At 32.2% G+C, this 17,505-nt stretch carries 14 protein-coding genes and 5 tRNA genes; 2 read left to right on the top strand and 17 right to left on the bottom strand.

Annotated features, from left to right (window positions below):
- Window positions 1-246: 246 nt before the first annotated feature.
- Both D1817_05920 and D1817_05915 read left to right on the top strand, forming a co-directional pair.
- Entirely contained in the window at window positions 247-1,836 is a 1,590-nt protein-coding gene (locus tag D1817_05920; GenBank protein ID AXT19419.1) for a peptide chain release factor 3, read from the top strand.
- A gap of 177 nt (window positions 1,837-2,013) precedes the next feature.
- The gene (locus tag D1817_05915) at window positions 2,014-2,244 is read left to right on the top strand and encodes a (4Fe-4S)-binding protein (protein ID AXT19418.1); all 231 of its coding nucleotides are present in this window, start codon (window positions 2,014-2,016) and stop codon (window positions 2,242-2,244) included.
- A gap of 22 nt (window positions 2,245-2,266) precedes the next feature.
- Here the strand turns inward: D1817_05915 and D1817_05910 are convergent, their stop codons facing one another.
- The 17 genes from D1817_05910 to D1817_05830 all read right to left on the bottom strand — a co-directional run bounded on the left by D1817_05910 (window position 2,267) and on the right by D1817_05830 (window position 17,407).
- Window positions 2,267-2,584 (bottom strand): DUF3467 domain-containing protein, encoded by a 318-nt coding sequence (locus D1817_05910; GenBank protein ID AXT19417.1) that lies wholly within the window; start codon window positions 2,582-2,584, stop codon window positions 2,267-2,269.
- A 177-nt stretch (window positions 2,585-2,761) separates the two neighbouring features.
- Window positions 2,762-7,066 (bottom strand): DNA-directed RNA polymerase subunit beta', encoded by a 4,305-nt coding sequence (gene rpoC / locus D1817_05905; GenBank protein AXT19416.1) that lies wholly within the window; start codon window positions 7,064-7,066, stop codon window positions 2,762-2,764.
- A 94-nt stretch (window positions 7,067-7,160) separates the two neighbouring features.
- Entirely contained in the window at window positions 7,161-10,973 is a 3,813-nt protein-coding gene (rpoB, locus tag D1817_05900) for a DNA-directed RNA polymerase subunit beta (protein ID AXT19415.1), read from the bottom strand.
- 123 nt (window positions 10,974-11,096) lie between these two features.
- Window positions 11,097-11,474 (bottom strand): 50S ribosomal protein L7/L12, encoded by a 378-nt coding sequence (locus tag D1817_05895; protein AXT19414.1) that lies wholly within the window; start codon window positions 11,472-11,474, stop codon window positions 11,097-11,099.
- Window positions 11,475-11,538: 64 nt separating this feature from the next.
- Window positions 11,539-12,060, bottom strand: coding sequence for a 50S ribosomal protein L10 (locus tag D1817_05890; protein ID AXT19413.1), 522 nt, complete (start codon window positions 12,058-12,060; stop codon window positions 11,539-11,541).
- Between the two features lie 22 nt (window positions 12,061-12,082).
- The gene (locus D1817_05885) at window positions 12,083-12,772 is read right to left on the bottom strand and encodes a 50S ribosomal protein L1 (GenBank protein AXT19412.1); all 690 of its coding nucleotides are present in this window, start codon (window positions 12,770-12,772) and stop codon (window positions 12,083-12,085) included.
- 17 nt (window positions 12,773-12,789) lie between these two features.
- Window positions 12,790-13,230, bottom strand: a complete 441-nt coding sequence (gene rplK, locus D1817_05880) for a 50S ribosomal protein L11 (protein ID AXT19411.1) — start codon at window positions 13,228-13,230, stop codon at window positions 12,790-12,792.
- Window positions 13,231-13,307: 77 nt separating this feature from the next.
- The gene (gene nusG / locus D1817_05875; GenBank protein ID AXT19410.1) at window positions 13,308-13,865 is read right to left on the bottom strand and encodes a transcription termination/antitermination factor NusG; all 558 of its coding nucleotides are present in this window, start codon (window positions 13,863-13,865) and stop codon (window positions 13,308-13,310) included.
- A gap of 11 nt (window positions 13,866-13,876) precedes the next feature.
- Window positions 13,877-14,071: a preprotein translocase subunit SecE gene (secE, locus tag D1817_05870; GenBank protein ID AXT19409.1), complete on the bottom strand. Its 195-nt coding sequence runs from the start codon at window positions 14,069-14,071 to the stop codon at window positions 13,877-13,879.
- Window positions 14,072-14,190: 119 nt separating this feature from the next.
- A tRNA-Trp gene (locus tag D1817_05865) sits at window positions 14,191-14,263 on the bottom strand.
- Between the two features lie 63 nt (window positions 14,264-14,326).
- Entirely contained in the window at window positions 14,327-15,514 is a 1,188-nt protein-coding gene (gene tuf / locus D1817_05860) for an elongation factor Tu (protein ID AXT19408.1), read from the bottom strand.
- Window positions 15,515-15,576: 62 nt separating this feature from the next.
- Window positions 15,577-15,648: transfer RNA gene (locus D1817_05855), tRNA-Thr, on the bottom strand.
- Between the two features lie 7 nt (window positions 15,649-15,655).
- Window positions 15,656-15,731: transfer RNA gene (locus D1817_05850), tRNA-Gly, on the bottom strand.
- 31 nt (window positions 15,732-15,762) lie between these two features.
- Window positions 15,763-15,847 (bottom strand) — tRNA-Tyr (locus D1817_05845).
- Between the two features lie 142 nt (window positions 15,848-15,989).
- Window positions 15,990-16,063, bottom strand: a tRNA-Thr gene (locus D1817_05840).
- Between the two features lie 114 nt (window positions 16,064-16,177).
- On the bottom strand, window positions 16,178-16,480 hold the full coding sequence (gene raiA, locus D1817_05835; protein ID AXT19407.1) for a ribosome-associated translation inhibitor RaiA: 303 nt from the start codon (window positions 16,478-16,480) through the stop codon (window positions 16,178-16,180).
- Between the two features lie 36 nt (window positions 16,481-16,516).
- Window positions 16,517-17,407, bottom strand: a complete 891-nt coding sequence (locus D1817_05830; GenBank protein AXT19406.1) for an integrase — start codon at window positions 17,405-17,407, stop codon at window positions 16,517-16,519.
- Window positions 17,408-17,505 lie beyond the last annotated feature (98 nt).

Here is a 17,505-nt window from a genome sequence, read left to right as displayed (position 1 = left end):
AAAATCTTACAAAATTTAAAAATTTAACATAATTTCTTGACTGAATTCCTACAAAATTCAACATTACATCGATATTTAATGTCGTTTAATCGATAATTTGTTTATAAACACTTAATAAAATTATTTAAAAAGTAAAGTTTTAAACTTTAGATCTCTTATTATCTTCTTTATTAAAGTTTGCAGTTTGTAAATAAATTTATCATTCTCTTTATTAATACTATCTTTGCAGCCATTTGGAATATATTTATGAGTTTTATTGAAGAAATTAATAGAAGGCGAACATTTGGTATTATATCCCACCCAGATGCTGGAAAGACTACACTTACTGAAAAATTATTACTTTTTGGAGGCGCTATACAGGAAGCTGGAGCAGTAAAAAGTAATAAGGTAAAAAAAGGAGCTACTAGTGATTTTATGGAAATAGAACGACAACGTGGTATTTCTGTAGCTACTTCTGTTTTGGCATTTGAGTATAACGGCATAAAAGTTAATATACTAGATACTCCTGGTCATAAAGATTTTGCTGAAGATACTTTTAGAACGCTTACAGCTGTAGATAGTGTTATTGTTGTTATAGATGTTGCTAAGGGTGTCGAAGAGCAAACTGAAAAATTAGTAGAGGTTTGTAGAATGCGTAATATCCCTATAATTGTATTTATTAATAAATTAGATAGAGAAGGAAAAGATGCATTTGATTTATTAGATGAGATTGAGCAAAAATTAAAATTAAAAGTAACCCCTTTAAGTTTTCCCATAGGTATGGGATATGATTTTAAAGGTATTTATAATATTTGGGAAAAGAATGTAAATCTTTTTAGTGGAGATAGTCGAAAAAATATTGAAGAAACAATCGAAATTAAAGATTTAGCCTCTTCAAAATTAGAACACTTAATTGGTGAAAATGCTGCACAAACATTACGAGATGAAATTGAACTTGTAGAAGGTATTTATCCTAAGTTTGATAATAAAACATACCTTAACGGTGAGTTACAACCTGTATTTTTTGGTTCTGCTCTAAATAATTTTGGAGTACGAGAGTTATTAGATTGTTTTGTTGAAATTGCTCCTAAACCTCGCTCTAAACAAAGTGAAGAACGATTAGTGGCTCCCGATGAAAATAAATTTACTGGTTTTGTATTTAAAATACATGCCAACATGGATCCAAATCATAGAAATCGTTTAGCTTTTATAAAAATAGTGTCTGGAGAATTTAAACGTAATGCACCTTATCTTCATGTACGTCATAATAAGAAATTAAAGTTTTCAAGTCCAAATGCATTTTTTGCAGAAAAGAAAGAGATAGTAGATATCTCATATCCTGGAGATATAGTTGGATTACACGATACAGGTAATTTTAAAATTGGAGATTGTTTAACAGAAGGAGAGATTATTAATTATAAAGGAATTCCTAGTTTCTCACCAGAGCATTTTAGATATATTAATAATGCAGATCCATTAAAATCAAAACAATTAGCTAAGGGAATTGATCAATTAATGGATGAAGGTGTTGCACAACTATTTACTTTAAAACTTAATGGTCGTAAAGTAATAGGCACTGTTGGAGCTTTACAATACGAAGTTATACAATATAGATTAGAACATGAATATGGTGCAAAATGCACTTATGAAAATTTAAATGTACATAAAGCTTGTTGGGTTGAACCTGAAGATGAAAATAATGACGAATACAAGGAGTTTAAACGTGTAAAGCAACGTTTTTTAGCTAATGACAAACAAAATCAATTGGTGTTTTTAGCAGATTCTTTATTTTCTTTACAAATGACTGAGCAAAAATACCCAACAATAAAATTTCATCTTACTTCTGAATTCAAGTAGTTTTTTAATATAAATTCTTGATATAAAAAGTTAGAATAAAACTTATTAAAATTACTTTTTATCGTTAAAAATTTGTTTTTTATCGTATTTTTTATACATTTAATCGATTATTTATTTAAAATATTCATCTAAATTATTAATTACAATTAAGATTCATAACCCCAAATATGAACTAAAATGGAAACAAAAGTAAACACTACTTATAGTAATAAAAAAATTACTGTTAGTTTCGAACCCTGTAAATGTATTCACGCAGAAATATGCGCAAATGAGTTATCAGATGTATTTAGAAGTTCTGTAATTCCTTGGATCAATCTCGAAGGAGCTAATTATAAGCGTATTATCAAACAAGTAAAACGATGCCCTTCTGGTGCTTTACAGTATCAACTAAACAATAACAAGGCATAAAAAAGGGGTTTTTAATTTCTTTTTATGCTTGACCTGTTGGCCCAAAATTAAGGGGCATAGGTGGTTGTTCGTAATCTTTAATTTCACCATGAGCTTTTTCAAAACGTTTTACATTATCACTTATAGCTTTTGCTAAACGCTTAGCATGTTGTGGTGTTAAAATAATTCTAGATTTCACCTTACTTTTTGGTATTCCTGGCATTACACTTATAAAGTCTAAAACAAATTCAGATACTGAGTGGTTAATAATTGCTAAATTAGAATATGTTCCTTCTGCAACCTTTTCATCTAATTCTATATTTATTTGCCCTTGTTTAGGTGTATTTTTTTCGTCTGCCATTATTGTATTATTTTTTCAATTTTAGCTTAATAAAAGCTTCAATTATTCAAGTTTTATTTTATGAAAGAGTCCCTATAATAAAACTTATTAAGGGACTCTTTTTTATATTAAAGATCTGATTTATAAGATTTCACTTTCGTGAACATTCATAAGCTTATCCATTTATGGATTTCTTATTTAATTATAATTCATTTCTTGTTTTGCTTGCATCATTTCATCAAACTCCTCTTTAGATCCTACGATGATATCATCATAATGTCTAAGTCCTGTTCCTGCAGGGATTTTATGTCCAACAATCACATTCTCTTTTAATCCTTCTAAAGCATCAACTTTACCACTTACCGCAGCTTCATTAAGAACTTTAGTTGTTTCCTGGAACGATGCTGCTGAGATAAATGATTTCGTTTGTAATGAAGCCCTAGTAATACCTTGTAATATAGGTGTTGCAGTTGCTGGTTGAGCATCTCTAGCTTCAACAAGTTTCTTATCTTCACGACGTAAGATAGAATTCTCATCTCTCAGCTCTCTAACTGTTACAATTTGTCCAGCTTTAAGGTTTTCTGAATCTCCAGATTCTTCAACAACTTTCTTACCAAAGATATCATCATTCTCTTCAATAAAATCAGCTTTATGAACTAATTGGTCTTCTAAGAAGATCGTATCACCAGAATCGTTAATTCTAACTTTACGCATCATTTGTCTTACAACAACTTCAAAATGCTTATCATTAATTTTCACACCTTGTAATCGATATACTTCTTGTACTTCATTAACTAAGTATTGTTGTACAGCAGAAGGGCCTTTAATATTTAAAATATCGTTAGGTGTTATTGAACCATCTGATAATGGCATACCTGCTTTTACAAAATCATTTTCTTGTACTAAAATTTGATTTGATAATTTTACCAAGTATTTCTTAATATCTCCCAGTTTAGATTCAACAATAATCTCACGATTACCACGCTTAATTTTACCGAAAGATACTACACCATCGATTTCACTTACAATAGCTGGATTAGATGGATTACGTGCTTCAAATAATTCAGTTACACGAGGTAAACCTCCTGTAATATCTCCTGCTTTTGCAGATTTACGAGGTATTTTAACTAAAATCTTACCTACATTAATTTTATCTCCATCGTCAGTCATTAAGTGAGCTCCAACTGGTAAGTTATACGAACGTATCACATCTCCATTTGTATCTTCAATTAATAAAGTTGGAATTAATTTTTTGTTTCTAGATTCAGAAATTACTTTTTCTTGGAAACCGGTTTGCTCATCAATCTCAACTTGGTATGTTACACCTTGCTCAATATTTTCATATCTTACTTTACCAGCAAATTCTGAAATAATCACACCATTATATGGATCCCATTGGCAAACAACATCTCCAGCTTTTAACTTTTGTTTGTTTTTAACGTAAATATATGATCCATAAGGAATGATATTGGTACTCAATACAATTCCTGTTTTCTCATCGATAAGTTTTACTTCTGATGTTCTAGAAATAACAACATCTACTTCATTACCTTCATTATCTTCACCTTTAACAGTTTTAAGATCTTCGATTTCAGCAATTCCATTAAACTTAACTGTTAATCTATTCTCTTCAGAAATGTTACCTGCAATACCACCTACGTGGAATGTACGAAGTGTTAATTGTGTTCCTGGTTCACCAATAGATTGTGCAGCTACTACTCCAACTGCTTCTCCTCGCTGTACCATTTTACCAGTTGCTAAATTACGTCCATAACATTTGCTACAGATACCTTTTTTAGCTTCGCAAGTTAATGCAGAACGCACTTCGATTGCCTCTATTGGAGAATCTTCAATACGTTTTGCAATCACATCATTAATGTGCTCACCAGAACTTACTAATAGTTCTTCTGTTAATGGATTATATACATTATGTAAAGATGTACGGCCAACAATTCTTTCTTCTAAAGTTTCGACAACTTCTTCATTTTTCTTAAGTGGTTCTACTGTAATTCCTCTTAAAGTACCACAATCTTCAATGTTTACAATAACATCTTGAGATACATCTACTAAACGACGTGTTAAGTATCCTGCATCTGCTGTTTTTAAAGCAGTATCTGCAAGTCCTTTACGAGCACCGTGTGTAGAGATAAAATATTCTAAGATTGATAATCCTTCTTTAAAGTTAGAAAGAATTGGATTTTCAATAATCTCTCCACCTCCTGCATTAGATTTTTTAGGTTTTGCCATTAATCCACGCATACCTGTAAGCTGACGAATCTGTTCTTTAGATCCCCTAGCTCCAGAATCAAGCATCATAAATACCGAATTAAATCCTTGTTGATCCTCTCGAATTCGTTTCATGGATAATTCTGTTAATTCTGCATTTGTAGATGTCCAAATATCAATAACTTGATTATAACGTTCGTTATTAGTTATTAATCCCATATTATAGTTACCCATAATACCATCTACTTGTTTATTAGCAGAATCGATCATTGTATGCTTTTCTGGTGGAATAATAATATCTCCTAAACTAAACGATAAACCTCCTTTAAATGCAAAATTATATCCTAAAGATTTAATTTCATCAAGGAAAGCTGCCGTTTCTGGTACACTAGTTACTTTTAAGATATTACCAATAATATCTCTAAGAGATTTTTTGGTTAATACCTCATTAATATATCCTGCAGCTGCTGGTACTTTTTCATTAAATAATACACGGCCAACAGTAGTTTCAATTATTTGATTTGATAAAGTTCCTTCTTCATTAAAATCTATCGTTCTAACTTTAATAGATGCATTTAAATCTACTCTTTTCTCATTATAAGCAATAGTAACTTCTTCAGGAGAGTAAAATGTTAAGCCTTCTCCTTTAATATTTAATTCTGGAGTAGACTTACGTAATTTTGTCATATAGTATAAACCAAGTACCATATCCTGAGAAGGTACAGTAACTGGTGATCCATTAGCAGGATTTAAGATATTATGAGACGCCAACATTAATAATTGTGCTTCAAGAATAGCTTCTGGTCCTAATGGTAAATGTACAGCCATTTGATCTCCATCAAAATCGGCATTAAAGGCAGTACAAACTAATGGATGTAGCTGTATTGCTTTACCTTCAATTAATTTAGGCTGAAATGCCTGTATACCAAGTCTGTGAAGTGTAGGAGCACGATTTAAAAGTACTGGATGTCCTTTTAAAACGTTTTCTAAAATATCCCAAACTACAGGTTCTTTTTTATCTATAATTTTCTTTGCAGATTTTACAGTTTTTACAATTCCTCTTTCGATCAACTTACGAATCACGAAAGGTTTATATAATTCTGCTGCCATGTTTTTAGGCAATCCACATTCAAATAATTTTAATTCTGGTCCAACAACAATTACCGAACGTGCTGAATAATCTACACGTTTACCAAGTAAGTTTTGACGAAAACGTCCTTGTTTACCTTTAAGTGAATCTGATAATGATTTTAATGGTCTATTAGAATCTGTTTTTACTGCAGATGATTTTCGTGTGTTATCAAATAATGAATCTACAGACTCTTGTAGCATACGCTTTTCATTACGTAAAATCACTTCTGGTGCTTTTATTTCAACCAATCTCTTAAGACGATTGTTACGAATAATTACACGACGATATAAATCGTTTAAATCTGATGTTGCAAAACGACCTCCATCTAATGGTACTAACGGGCGTAATTCTGGTGGAATTACTGGAATAGCTTTCATAATCATCCACTCTGGATTATTCTCTCTATTCTTATTAGCATCTCTTAATGCTTCAACTACTTGTAAACGCTTTAACGCTTCAGTTTTACGTTGTTTAGATGTCTCTGTATTTGCTTTATGACGTAATTCGAATGATAATGAATCTAAATCTATACGAGATAATAATTCAATTAAACATTCTGCACCCATTTTAGCAATAAATTTCTCCGGGTCTGTATCGTCTAAATATTGATTTTCTTGCGGAAGAGCTTCAAGGATATTTAAATATTCTTCCTCTGTTAAGAAATCCATTTTTTGTAATGGTTCTCCTTCTTCATTTTTAGCATTTCCTGGTTGAATTACCACATAACGCTCATAATAAATAATCATATCTAATTTCTTAGATGGTAATCCAAGAAGGTATCCTATTTTATTTGGTAATGAACGGAAATACCATATATGAGCTACAGGTACGACTAGATTAATGTGTCCTACACGATCACGACGTACTTTCTTTTCAGTAACTTCTACTCCACAACGGTCACATACAATACCTTTGTATCGAATACGTTTATATTTTCCACAAGCACATTCATAATCCTTTACAGGGCCAAAAATACGCTCACAAAATAAACCATCACGTTCTGGTTTATGCGTTCTATAGTTTATAGTTTCTGGTTTTAATACCTCTCCACGAGATGCAGCCAAAATTGACTCTGGAGATGCTAAACCTATTGAAATTTTATTAAATCTCTGTTGTACTGTATTCTTATCTTGCTTTCTTGCCATAATGCTGATAATAATCTTTGTTTTTTTATAGCAGAGGTCTTTATTTGGTAACCTCTGAAAAACCAATATGCCCCCTGTTTACACAGGGGTTTGGTTATTCTTCTAATCTTATGTCTAATCCAAGTCCTTTCAATTCGTGCATTAATACGTTGAAAGATTCTGGTAAACCAGGTTCTGGCATTGGCTCTCCTTTTACGATAGCTTCGTAAGTTTTAGCTCTACCAATAACATCATCAGATTTTACTGTTAAGATTTCTCTTAATGTCGCAGAAGCTCCATAAGCTTCAAGTGCCCATACTTCCATCTCTCCAAAACGTTGTCCTCCAAATTGTGCTTTACCACCTAAAGGTTGCTGTGTAATTAAAGAGTATGGTCCTATAGAACGTGCGTGCATTTTATCGTCTACCATATGCCCTAGTTTAAGCATATAGATAATTCCTACTGTTGCTGGTTGATCAAAACGATCTCCTGTACCTCCATCATAAAGATAGGTATGTCCAAACCTTGGGATTCCAGCTTCATCTGTAAATCCATTAATTTGATCTAAGGTAGCCCCATCAAAAATAGGTGTCGCATATTTACGATCTAATTTTTGTCCAGCCCATCCTAATACAGTTTCGTATATCTGACCAATATTCATACGAGAAGGTACACCTAATGGATTTAATACAATATCTACTGGTGTCCCATCTTCTAAGAATGGCATATCTTCATGACGAACGATACGAGCAACAATACCTTTGTTACCATGACGTCCTGCCATTTTATCTCCTACTTTAAGTTTACGTTTTTTAGCGATATAAACTTTAGCAAGTTTTATAATACCTGCAGGTAATTCATCTCCAACAGAAATCGTAAATTTCTCTCTTCTTAAAGATCCTTGTAAATCGTTTTCTTTAATTTTATAGTTATGAATTAAGTCAGCTACAAGTTTATTTGTATGATCATCTGTTGTCCATTTACCAGAAACTAAATGTGCATAATCATCTACAGCATTTAACATTTTAAGTGTAAATTTCTTTCCTTTAGGAAATACTTCTTCACCTAAATCGTTAGATACACCTTGAGCAGTTTTCCCTCCTACGATTACAAATAACTTATCAATTAAAATTGCTTTTAAATCGTCAAATTTATTATCATAAATATCCTCTAATTGAGTAATATCTTCTTTGTCCTTAGCTCTTTTACGTTTATCTTTAATTGCTCTTGCAAACAATTTTTTATCAATTACAACACCATGTAAAGAAGGGGATGCTTTTAATGAAGCATCTTTAACATCTCCAGCTTTATCTCCAAAAATTGCTCTTAATAATTTTTCTTCTGGTGTAGGGTCACTTTCTCCTTTTGGTGTTATTTTACCAATAAGAATATCTCCTGGTTTAATTTCTGCACCAACACGAATCATCCCGTTTTCATCAAGATCTTTTGTAGCTTCTTCTGAAACGTTAGGAATATCGTTTGTTAATTCTTCATTACCAAGTTTTGTATCTCTTACCTCTAATGAATATTCATCAATATGGATAGATGTGAAAACATCGTTACGTACTACTTTTTCAGAAATTACAATTGCATCCTCAAAATTATACCCTTTCCATGGCATAAAGGCTACTTTCATATTTCTACCTAAAGCTAATTCACCATTTTGAGTTGCATAACCTTCACACAATACTTGTCCTTTAGTTACTTTATCTCCTTTTCTAACAATTGCTTTAAGGCTAACAGAAGTTCCTTGATTGGTTTTTCTGAATTTTGTTAACGGATATGTTTTCGTATCAGAATCAAAGCTAACCATAGCTTCTTCATCTGTTCGTTCATATTTAATAGTAATTTCGTTAGCATCAACATATTCAACTACACCTACTCCTTCTGCATTTACTAATACTCTTGAGTCTGATGCTACCTGGCGCTCCAATCCTGTTCCAACAATTGGTGCTTCAGGACGTAATAATGGTACAGCTTGACGCATCATATTAGACCCCATTAAAGCACGATTGGCATCATCGTGCTCTAAGAAAGGTATTAAAGATGCTGATATAGATGATATTTGGTTTGGCGCAACATCTGTATAATGTACATCTGTTGGTTCAACTACAGGGAAATCACCTTCCATACGAGCAATTACTTTCTCTTGTAATATTTTACCATTTTCATCAACAGGAATATTAGCTTGAGCAATTAATTGTTCTTCTTCTTCTTCTGCACTTAAATATATTGGAGCTCCTTTTATATCTACTACGGCGTTATCTACTTTACGATATGGCGTTTCGATAAACCCTAAGTTATTTACTTTAGCGTATACACTTAAAGAGGATATTAATCCAATATTTGGTCCTTCTGGTGTTTCAATTGGGCAAAGACGTCCGTAATGTGTATAGTGTACATCACGCACCTCAAAACCAGCTCTTTCACGAGATAAACCTCCAGGTCCTAATGCCGATAAACGACGCTTATGTGTAATCTCTGCTAATGGATTCGTTTGATCCATAAATTGAGATAACTGATTTGTACCAAAGAACGAATTAATTACAGATGATAATGTTTTAGCATTAATTAAATCGATAGGTGTAAATACTTCATTATCACGAACATTCATACGCTCACGAATAGTACGAGCCATACGTGCTAAACCAACTCCAAATTGAGATGATAATTGTTCTCCTACTGTACGTACACGACGGTTAGATAAATGATCAATATCATCAATCTCTGCTTTAGAGTTAATAAGTTCTATTAAATACTTTATAATAGTTATGATATCTTCTTTAGTAAGCACTTGCTTATCCATTCCGATATCCAATCCTAATTTTTTATTCATTCTATAACGACCAACTTCACCTAAGTTATAACGTTGATCACTAAAGAATAATTTATCTATAATACCACGTGCTGTTTCCTCATCTGGCGGCTCAGCATTACGTAATTGACGATAAATGTGTTCTACAGCTTCTTTTTCTGAGTTTGTAGGGTCTTTTTGTAATGTATTATGAATAATTGCATAATCACCAGATTGTCCATCTTCTTTATGTAAAAGAATTGTTTTTACTCCAGCTTCAATTATTTCTTCTATATTTTCTTTATCTAATATAGTATCTCTATCTAAAACAATTTCATTACGTTCGATAGATACAACTTCTCCAGTATCTTCATCTACGAAATCTTCATGCCATGTATTAAGTACACGTGCCGCTAATTTACGATCGATTACCTTTTTTAATCCAGATTTAGATACTTTTACTTCTTCTGCAAGATCAAATATTTCAAGAATATCTTTATCTCTTTCAAAACCAATAGCTCTAAAAAGTGTTGTTACTGGTAGTTTCTTTTTTCTATCGATATAAGCATACATTACACTATTAATATCGGTAGCAAACTCTATCCAAGATCCTTTAAAAGGAATTACTCTTGCTGAGTATAATTTTGTTCCATTAGCATGAAAAGATTGTCCAAAGAAAACCCCTGGCGAACGATGTAACTGAGAAACTACTACACGTTCTGCACCATTTATGCAAAATGTACCACTTGGAGTCATATAAGGTATTGTACCTAAATACACATCCTGGACAATGGTCTCGAAATCCTCATGTTCAGGGTCTGTACAGTACAACTTAAGCCTTGCCTTAAGTGGGACACTGTATGTTAATCCTCTTTCTATACATTCTTCTATTGTATATCTTGGTGGATCGATAAAATAATCTAAAAACTCTAAGACAAATTGATTACGAGTATCTGTAATCGGGAAGTTCTCCATGAAGGTATTATATAACCCTTCATCACCTCTTTCTTCTGATTTAGTCTCTAACTGGAAAAAATCCTGGAAGGATTTAATCTGAATATCCAAAAAGTCAGGATATTCTGTTCTATTTTTAATAGATGAGAAATTTAATCTTTCAGCTTGTTTTGCTAACATCGACGAACGAAATTTTGATTAAAATAATAGTTTTACGTGTACATTACTTTTATATACACAAAAGGGTTTAGGTCTTAGAGCTTGTACTCCAGACCTAAACCATATGTAGTAGATTAGTTAAGCTTACTTAAGCTCAACTTCTGCTCCAGCTTCTTCTAAAGAAGTTTTAAGACCTTCAGCTTCGTCTTTAGATACACCTTCTTTGATTGCTTTAGGCGCTCCATCAACTAATTCTTTAGCATCTTTTAATCCTAAACCAGTTAATTCTTTAACTAATTTCACAACTGCTAATTTAGAACCACCAGCGGCTTTAAGGATTACATCAAATTCTGTTTGCTCTTCAGCAGCTTCTCCACCAGCAGCTCCACCACCAGCAGCAACAGCTACTGCAGCAGCAGCAGGTTCGATACCATATTCTTCTTTTAATATTCCAGCTAATTCGTTAACTTCTTTTACTGTTAAGTTTACTAACTGTTCTGCGAAATCTTTTAAATCTGCCATTTTTCTATCGTTTTAATAATTTTTTTAATTTAATTTATTTTGTAAAAAGTGCGTACTATTTAAATTATCCCTCTTTTTGAGATAATGTTTTTAGGATACCTGATAATTTACCTCCACTAGATTTAAGTGCCGAAACAACATTCTTAGCAGGAGATTGTAATAATCCAATAATATCTCCGATAAGTTCTTCTCTAGATTTGATATCTACTAACATATCCAATTGCTCATCGCCTAAATAAACCGCTTCCTCAATAAATGCACCTTTTAAAAGTGGTTTATCTGATTTTTTACGAAACGCTTTAATTACTTTAGCTGGAGCATTTCCAGTTTCAGAATACATTACTGAAGTATTACCTTTTAATGTTGTAGGTAATTCTCCAAAATCTTTTTCTGAAGCTTCCATTGCTTTTTCAAGCAATGTGTTCTTAACAACTGCTAATTTTACATCTGCTTTAAAACAAGCACGACGTAAATCTGAAGTAGTCCCTGCGTTTAATCCTGAAATATCTGCTAAATAAATATTAGCATTTTCTGATAATTGAGCAGTTAACTCTTCGATTACTTGTGATTTTTCTTCTCTTGTCATTATAAAAATCTTTAACTACTAATTAACCTATTTTAGAATCAACAGCAATACTAGGGCTCATTGTACTTGACATAAAAATACTTTTTACATAAGTTCCCTTAGCAGCAGTTGGTTTTAATTTCATTATAGTTGAAAGTAATTCTTGTGCATTACCTTCAATTTTCTCTGCACTAAATGATGCTTTTCCTATAGCTGCATGAACAATTCCAGTTTTATCAACTTTAAAATCTATTTTACCAGCTTTTACTTCTGTTACTGCTTTAGCTATATCCATAGTTACCGTACCAGTTTTTGGGTTAGGCATTAATCCTCTTGGTCCTAAAACACGTCCTAAAGGTCCTAATTTACCCATTACACTTGGCATTGTAATAATTACATCTACATCAGTCCATCCGCTTTTAATTTTATCTAAGTACTCATCTAAACCAACATAATCAGCTCCAGCAGCTTTTGCATCTGCTTCTTTATCTGGTGTTACTAATGCTAAAACTTTAACGTCTTTTCCTGTACCATGAGGAAGAGATACTACACCTCTTACCATTTGGTTAGCTTTTCTAGGATCTACTCCTAAACGAATTGCTAAATCTATAGAGGCATCAAATTTTGTAGTAGTAATATCTTTTACTAATTGTGACGCTTCTTGTAGGCTGTATACTTTGTTCTTATCGATTTTAGCTACAGCTTCTTTCTGTTTTTTTGTTAATCTTGCCATTTCAAAAATTTTTTAGATTAGTTAGGAGCTTCTCCTCCTTTAACAGTTATTCCCATAGATCTAGCTGTACCTGCAACCATTTTCATAGCTGAATCAACAGTAAATGCATTTAAATCTTGCATTTTATCTTCTGCAATAGCTTTAACTTGATCCCAAGTAACTTTCGCTACTTTTTTTCTATTTGGTTCTCCTGAACCTTTTTTTACTTTGGCCGCTTCTAATAATTGTACTGCTGCTGGTGGTGTTTTAATTACAAAGTCAAATGATTTGTCTTTGTAAACCGATATTACTACCGGTAAAACTTTACCTGGTTTATCTTGTGTTCTAGCATTAAACTGCTTACAGAACTCCATGATATTAACTCCAGCGGCACCTAAAGCGGGTCCAACCGGTGGCGACGGATTCGCTGCACCTCCCCTAACTTGTAGCTTAACTACTTTACTTAACTCTTTTGCCATTTTTTTAATTTAATTTAATATGTTTTTTAAAATTGGAAGCCTTAAAAAACACATCTATAATATATGTGTAACAATTATTATACTTTCTCTACTTGCATATAACTTAACTCTAATGGTGTTTTTCTTCCAAAAATCTTAACCATTACTTCTAGTTTACGCTTTTCTTCATTTATTTTTTCAATAGTACCATCAAATCCATTAAATGGACCATCAACTACTTTTACAGTTTCGCCAATTACAAATGGTATTGCAACATTTGCATCTGCTTCAACAGATAGTTCATCAACTTTACCTAACATTCTGTTTACTTCAGATTGTCGTAATGGTACTGGATCTCCACCTTTAGTTTCTCCTAAAAAACCTATAACGTTAGTAATAGATTTTATAATATGAGGAATCTCACCGCTTAAATTGGCTTGAATCATTATATACCCAGGAAAATATACTTTTTCTTTATTTATTTTTTTCCCATTGCGAATCTGAATCACTTTTTCTGTAGGTACTAATACCTGATTTACATAATCCCCTAAACCTAATCTAGAGATCTCAGTTTCTATATAAGCTTTGATTTTGTTTTCTTGCCCGCTTACAGCTCTAACCACATACCACTTTTTATCAATACTATTTTCTGCCATTGCAAATTGTTTTATTTAATCCAATCAAAATATACACTTACAACTTTACTGAACACAGTATCTACACCCCAAATAGCTAGTGAAAAAATAATTGAAAAAACAGCTACTACAACTGTTAATCGTTGTGCTTCAGCCCATACTGGCCAAGTCACATTATTCTTTAACTCTCCAAATGATTCTTTTATATAATTTACAATTCCTGCCATTATGTTTTTATTTATAAGTATTGAGTATTATCATCGACTTAACAATTATTAAATACTCAAAACTTTTTCATTCACAATTTTAGAAGTTATTTAAAAACTTTCTAATCTTGTTTAATCAGCACGGGTTGAGAGACTCGAACTCACGACACCTGGTTTTGGAGACCAGTGCTCTACCAACTGAGCTAAACCCGTAAATATAAGTCAAGGCATTCCGAAAAATCGAAACACCTTAACTTTTATAATTATAAACTTTGTTTAGTCTAAAATCTCAGTTACCTGACCTGCACCTACTGTTCTACCACCTTCACGGATTGCGAAACGTAGTCCAACATTCATTGCAATTGTATTAATTAACTCAACTTTTATAGTTAAGTTATCTCCAGGCATTACCATTTCTACTCCATCAGGAAGCGCAATGTTTCCAGTTACATCAGTTGTACGTACATAAAACTGTGGACGGTAGTTATTATGGAATGGAGTATGACGTCCACCTTCTTCTTTCTTAAGGATATAAACCTCTGCTTTAAATTTAGCATGTGGTGTTACAGATCCTGGCTTACAGATTACCATACCTCTAGAGATTTGAGTTTTCTCAATACCTCTTAATAAGATACCTGCATTATCTCCAGCTTCTCCTCTATCTAATATTTGACGGAACATTTCAATTCCTGTAATAGTAGAAGTTAATTTTTCAGCACCCATACCAATAATCTCAACTGGATCTCCAGTGTTAGCAATTCCAGTCTCTATACGACCAGTTGCAACAGTACCACGTCCAGTAATTGAGAATACATCTTCAATTGGCATTAAGAAATCTTTATCTACTTCACGAGTCGGCTCTTCAATCCAGTTATCTACAGCTTCCATTAATTCCATAACAGTATCTACCCATTTTTGCTCACCGTTAAGTGCACCTAAAGCAGAACCTGAAATTACTGGCCCATTATCACCATCATATTCATAGAAAGAAAGAAGATCTCTAACTTCCATATCAACTAACTCTAATAACTCCTCATCATCAACCATATCAACTTTGTTTAAGAAAACAACGATACGAGGAATACCTACTTGACGACCAAGCAAGATATGCTCACGAGTTTGTGGCATAGGTCCATCTGTAGCAGCAACCACTAAAATAGCACCATCCATTTGAGCAGCACCAGTTACCATATTCTTTACGTAATCTGCGTGACCTGGACAGTCAACGTGAGCGTAATGACGATTAGCTGTTGCGTATTCTACGTGAGATGTATTAATTGTGATTCCTCTTTCTTTTTCTTCTGGAGCGTTATCGATTTGATCGAATGCTTTAGCTTCAGATAAACCTGCATCAGCTAATACTTTTGTAATAGCAGCAGTTAAAGTTGTTTTACCGTGATCAACGTGTCCAATAGTACCTATGTTAAGGTGTGGTTTGGAACGATCGAAAGTTTCCTTTGCCATGATTTAAAATTTAATCTTAGTTATATAATAATATTAGTGTTCAATTTTATAAATTTTAAAAGAGCCAATGACGGGATTTGAACCCGTGACCTCTTCCTTACCAAGGAAACGCTCTACCCCTGAGCTACACCGGCTAAAAACTAGAGCGAGAGACCGGGTTCGAACCGGCGACATTCAGCTTGGAAGGCTGACGCTCTACCAACTGAGCTACTCTCGCATTAATTTTTAAAAATCCATTAGTCAAAATATAGTGGGGAGAGCAGGATTCGAACCTGCGAAGACATAGTCAGCAGATTTACAGTCTGCCCTCGTTGGCCGCTTGAGTATCTCCCCTATATTATATTTTAATCACTCTTTTAAAGAACTTAAGTCAATATAAAGGGAATTATGTTGACTACACTTTAGATTTTGTTTCCCTGTATTAAATCTTTAATTTAAATTAAAGATTTAACTCTTTAGTGTTCTGTAATAAAAGAGCCGATGGAGGGACTCGAACCCACGACCTGCTGATTACAAATCAGCTGCTCTAGCCAGCTGAGCTACATCGGCTTTTTTTGTTCTTTTTTAGTCTAAAAGTTTAGCATAAAAAAGTCCGCTATTTCTAACGGACTGCAAATGTATATATTTATTTATTTATTCAAAACATTTTTTGAAAAATTTTATCTATAAATGTGATCTTAATTTTTCTTTACGCTTTTTTAACTGCCTTTCAAGTGAATTTACTGCCGAATCTGTACCTTCTTCAAATGACTTACATTGTTTTTTTACGATAAAACTATCTCCAGGGACGCTAATTTTTGCTTCAAAAATTTTATTTTCTTTATCACTTGTATTTTCAACTTTTAAAAAAACATCTGATTTTATAACTTTATCGTAATATTGATCTAATTTATTCATTCGTTTTTGAATAAAATCTATTAATTTTTGATCTGCATTGAAGTTAACGGATTGTGTGTTTACTTTCATCTTTTTGTTTTTTTAGTTAGACAATATTTGTAGGTTCTAATTTTTATTTCTTGGATGTGCTTTAGAATACACTTTTTTTAATTCTGCAATACTATTATGAGTATAAATTTGTGTTGCAGCTAAACTAGAATGACCAAGAAGTTCTTTTACACCATTTAAATCAGCACCTTGATTTAGCAAATGAGTCGCGAATGAATGCCGTAGGATATGTGGACTCTTTTTTACTTTTGTAGATGCTTTACTAAAATAATCATTTATTATTCGATAAACAAGTGTTTCATAAATTTTTAATCCTTTTTTAGTTAAAAAAACAAACTCATAATCTTTTATAATTTCTAGTTCTTGTCGCTTTTTATAATAAGCGTTTATTGTGCTTATTAATGTATCTAATAACGGCAAAAAACGCTCCTTATTTCTTTTCCCCAACACTTTAATTGTATTATTAGATAAATCTATGTCTTTCAATTTTAATTGGATTAATTCTATTCGTCGGATGCCTGTAGTATAAAAGAGTTCTATAATTAATTTATCACGAACACCTTCAAATGAATTATCAAAGTCTAAATTCTCTAATACTTCTGTAATTTCTGTTTCAGAAAAAGGTATTTGCACCTTCTTACTCACTTTTAATGATTTGTGTTTTGTTAAAGGATTTATTTTTAAATCTTTAATTTTCATTAGATATTTATAATAAGCATTTAAAGATGATATTTTCCTATTAATTGTTCGATTAGATAAACCACTTTCTACTAATTTTACAATCCAATTTCTAATTTCATTATAATGAACTTTAGAGATATTTGAAACATCAAACTCTTCTTTTAAAAATTGCTGAAAACTTTCTAAATCTTTTTGATAAGCATTTATGGTATGTGAAGAATAATTCTTTTCAAGTTGAAGGTAATCTATAAAAGTTTGAAAAGACATAAATATTATCAATAAGGTTTTTATAAAAATACAAAACTTTAAAAATTTAAGTATAAAAAAATCCCACAATTTACATTGTGGGATCTTAAATATTATTT

It is taken from the genome of Flavobacteriaceae bacterium (genome assembly GCA_003443635.1).
In the GTDB taxonomy this organism is placed as follows: domain Bacteria; phylum Bacteroidota; class Bacteroidia; order Flavobacteriales; family Flavobacteriaceae; genus AU392.
The sequence above is the reverse complement of the archived record's forward strand: the minus strand, read 5'-3'. Positions and strand labels throughout refer to the sequence as shown.

Bases quoted from the DNA above. Each gene is read 5' to 3' on its own strand.
- D1817_05920 (AXT19419.1), top strand. From the start codon at position 247: ATGAGTTTTATTGAAGAAATTAATAGAAGGCGAACATTTGGTATTATA.
- D1817_05915 (AXT19418.1), top strand. From the start codon at position 2,014: ATGGAAACAAAAGTAAACACTACTTATAGTAATAAAAAAATTACTGTT.
- D1817_05910 (AXT19417.1), bottom strand. From the start codon at position 2,584: ATGGCAGACGAAAAAAATACACCTAAACAAGGGCAAATAAATATAGAA.
- rpoC (AXT19416.1), bottom strand. From the start codon at position 7,066: ATGGCAAGAAAGCAAGATAAGAATACAGTACAACAGAGATTTAATAAA.
- rpoB (AXT19415.1), bottom strand. From the start codon at position 10,973: ATGTTAGCAAAACAAGCTGAAAGATTAAATTTCTCATCTATTAAAAAT.
- D1817_05895 (AXT19414.1), bottom strand. From the start codon at position 11,474: ATGGCAGATTTAAAAGATTTCGCAGAACAGTTAGTAAACTTAACAGTA.
- D1817_05890 (AXT19413.1), bottom strand. From the start codon at position 12,060: ATGACAAGAGAAGAAAAATCACAAGTAATCGAAGAGTTAACTGCTCAA.
- D1817_05885 (AXT19412.1), bottom strand. From the start codon at position 12,772: ATGGCAAGATTAACAAAAAAACAGAAAGAAGCTGTAGCTAAAATCGAT.
- rplK (AXT19411.1), bottom strand. From the start codon at position 13,230: ATGGCAAAAGAGTTAAGTAAAGTAGTTAAGCTACAAGTTAGGGGAGGT.
- nusG (AXT19410.1), bottom strand. From the start codon at position 13,865: ATGGCAGAAAATAGTATTGATAAAAAGTGGTATGTGGTTAGAGCTGTA.
- secE (AXT19409.1), bottom strand. From the start codon at position 14,071: ATGGCAGGAATTGTAAATTATATAAAAGAATCATTTGGAGAGTTAAAG.
- tuf (AXT19408.1), bottom strand. From the start codon at position 15,514: ATGGCAAAGGAAACTTTCGATCGTTCCAAACCACACCTTAACATAGGT.
- raiA (AXT19407.1), bottom strand. From the start codon at position 16,480: ATGAAAGTAAACACACAATCCGTTAACTTCAATGCAGATCAAAAATTA.
- D1817_05830 (AXT19406.1), bottom strand. From the start codon at position 17,407: ATGTCTTTTCAAACTTTTATAGATTACCTTCAACTTGAAAAGAATTAT.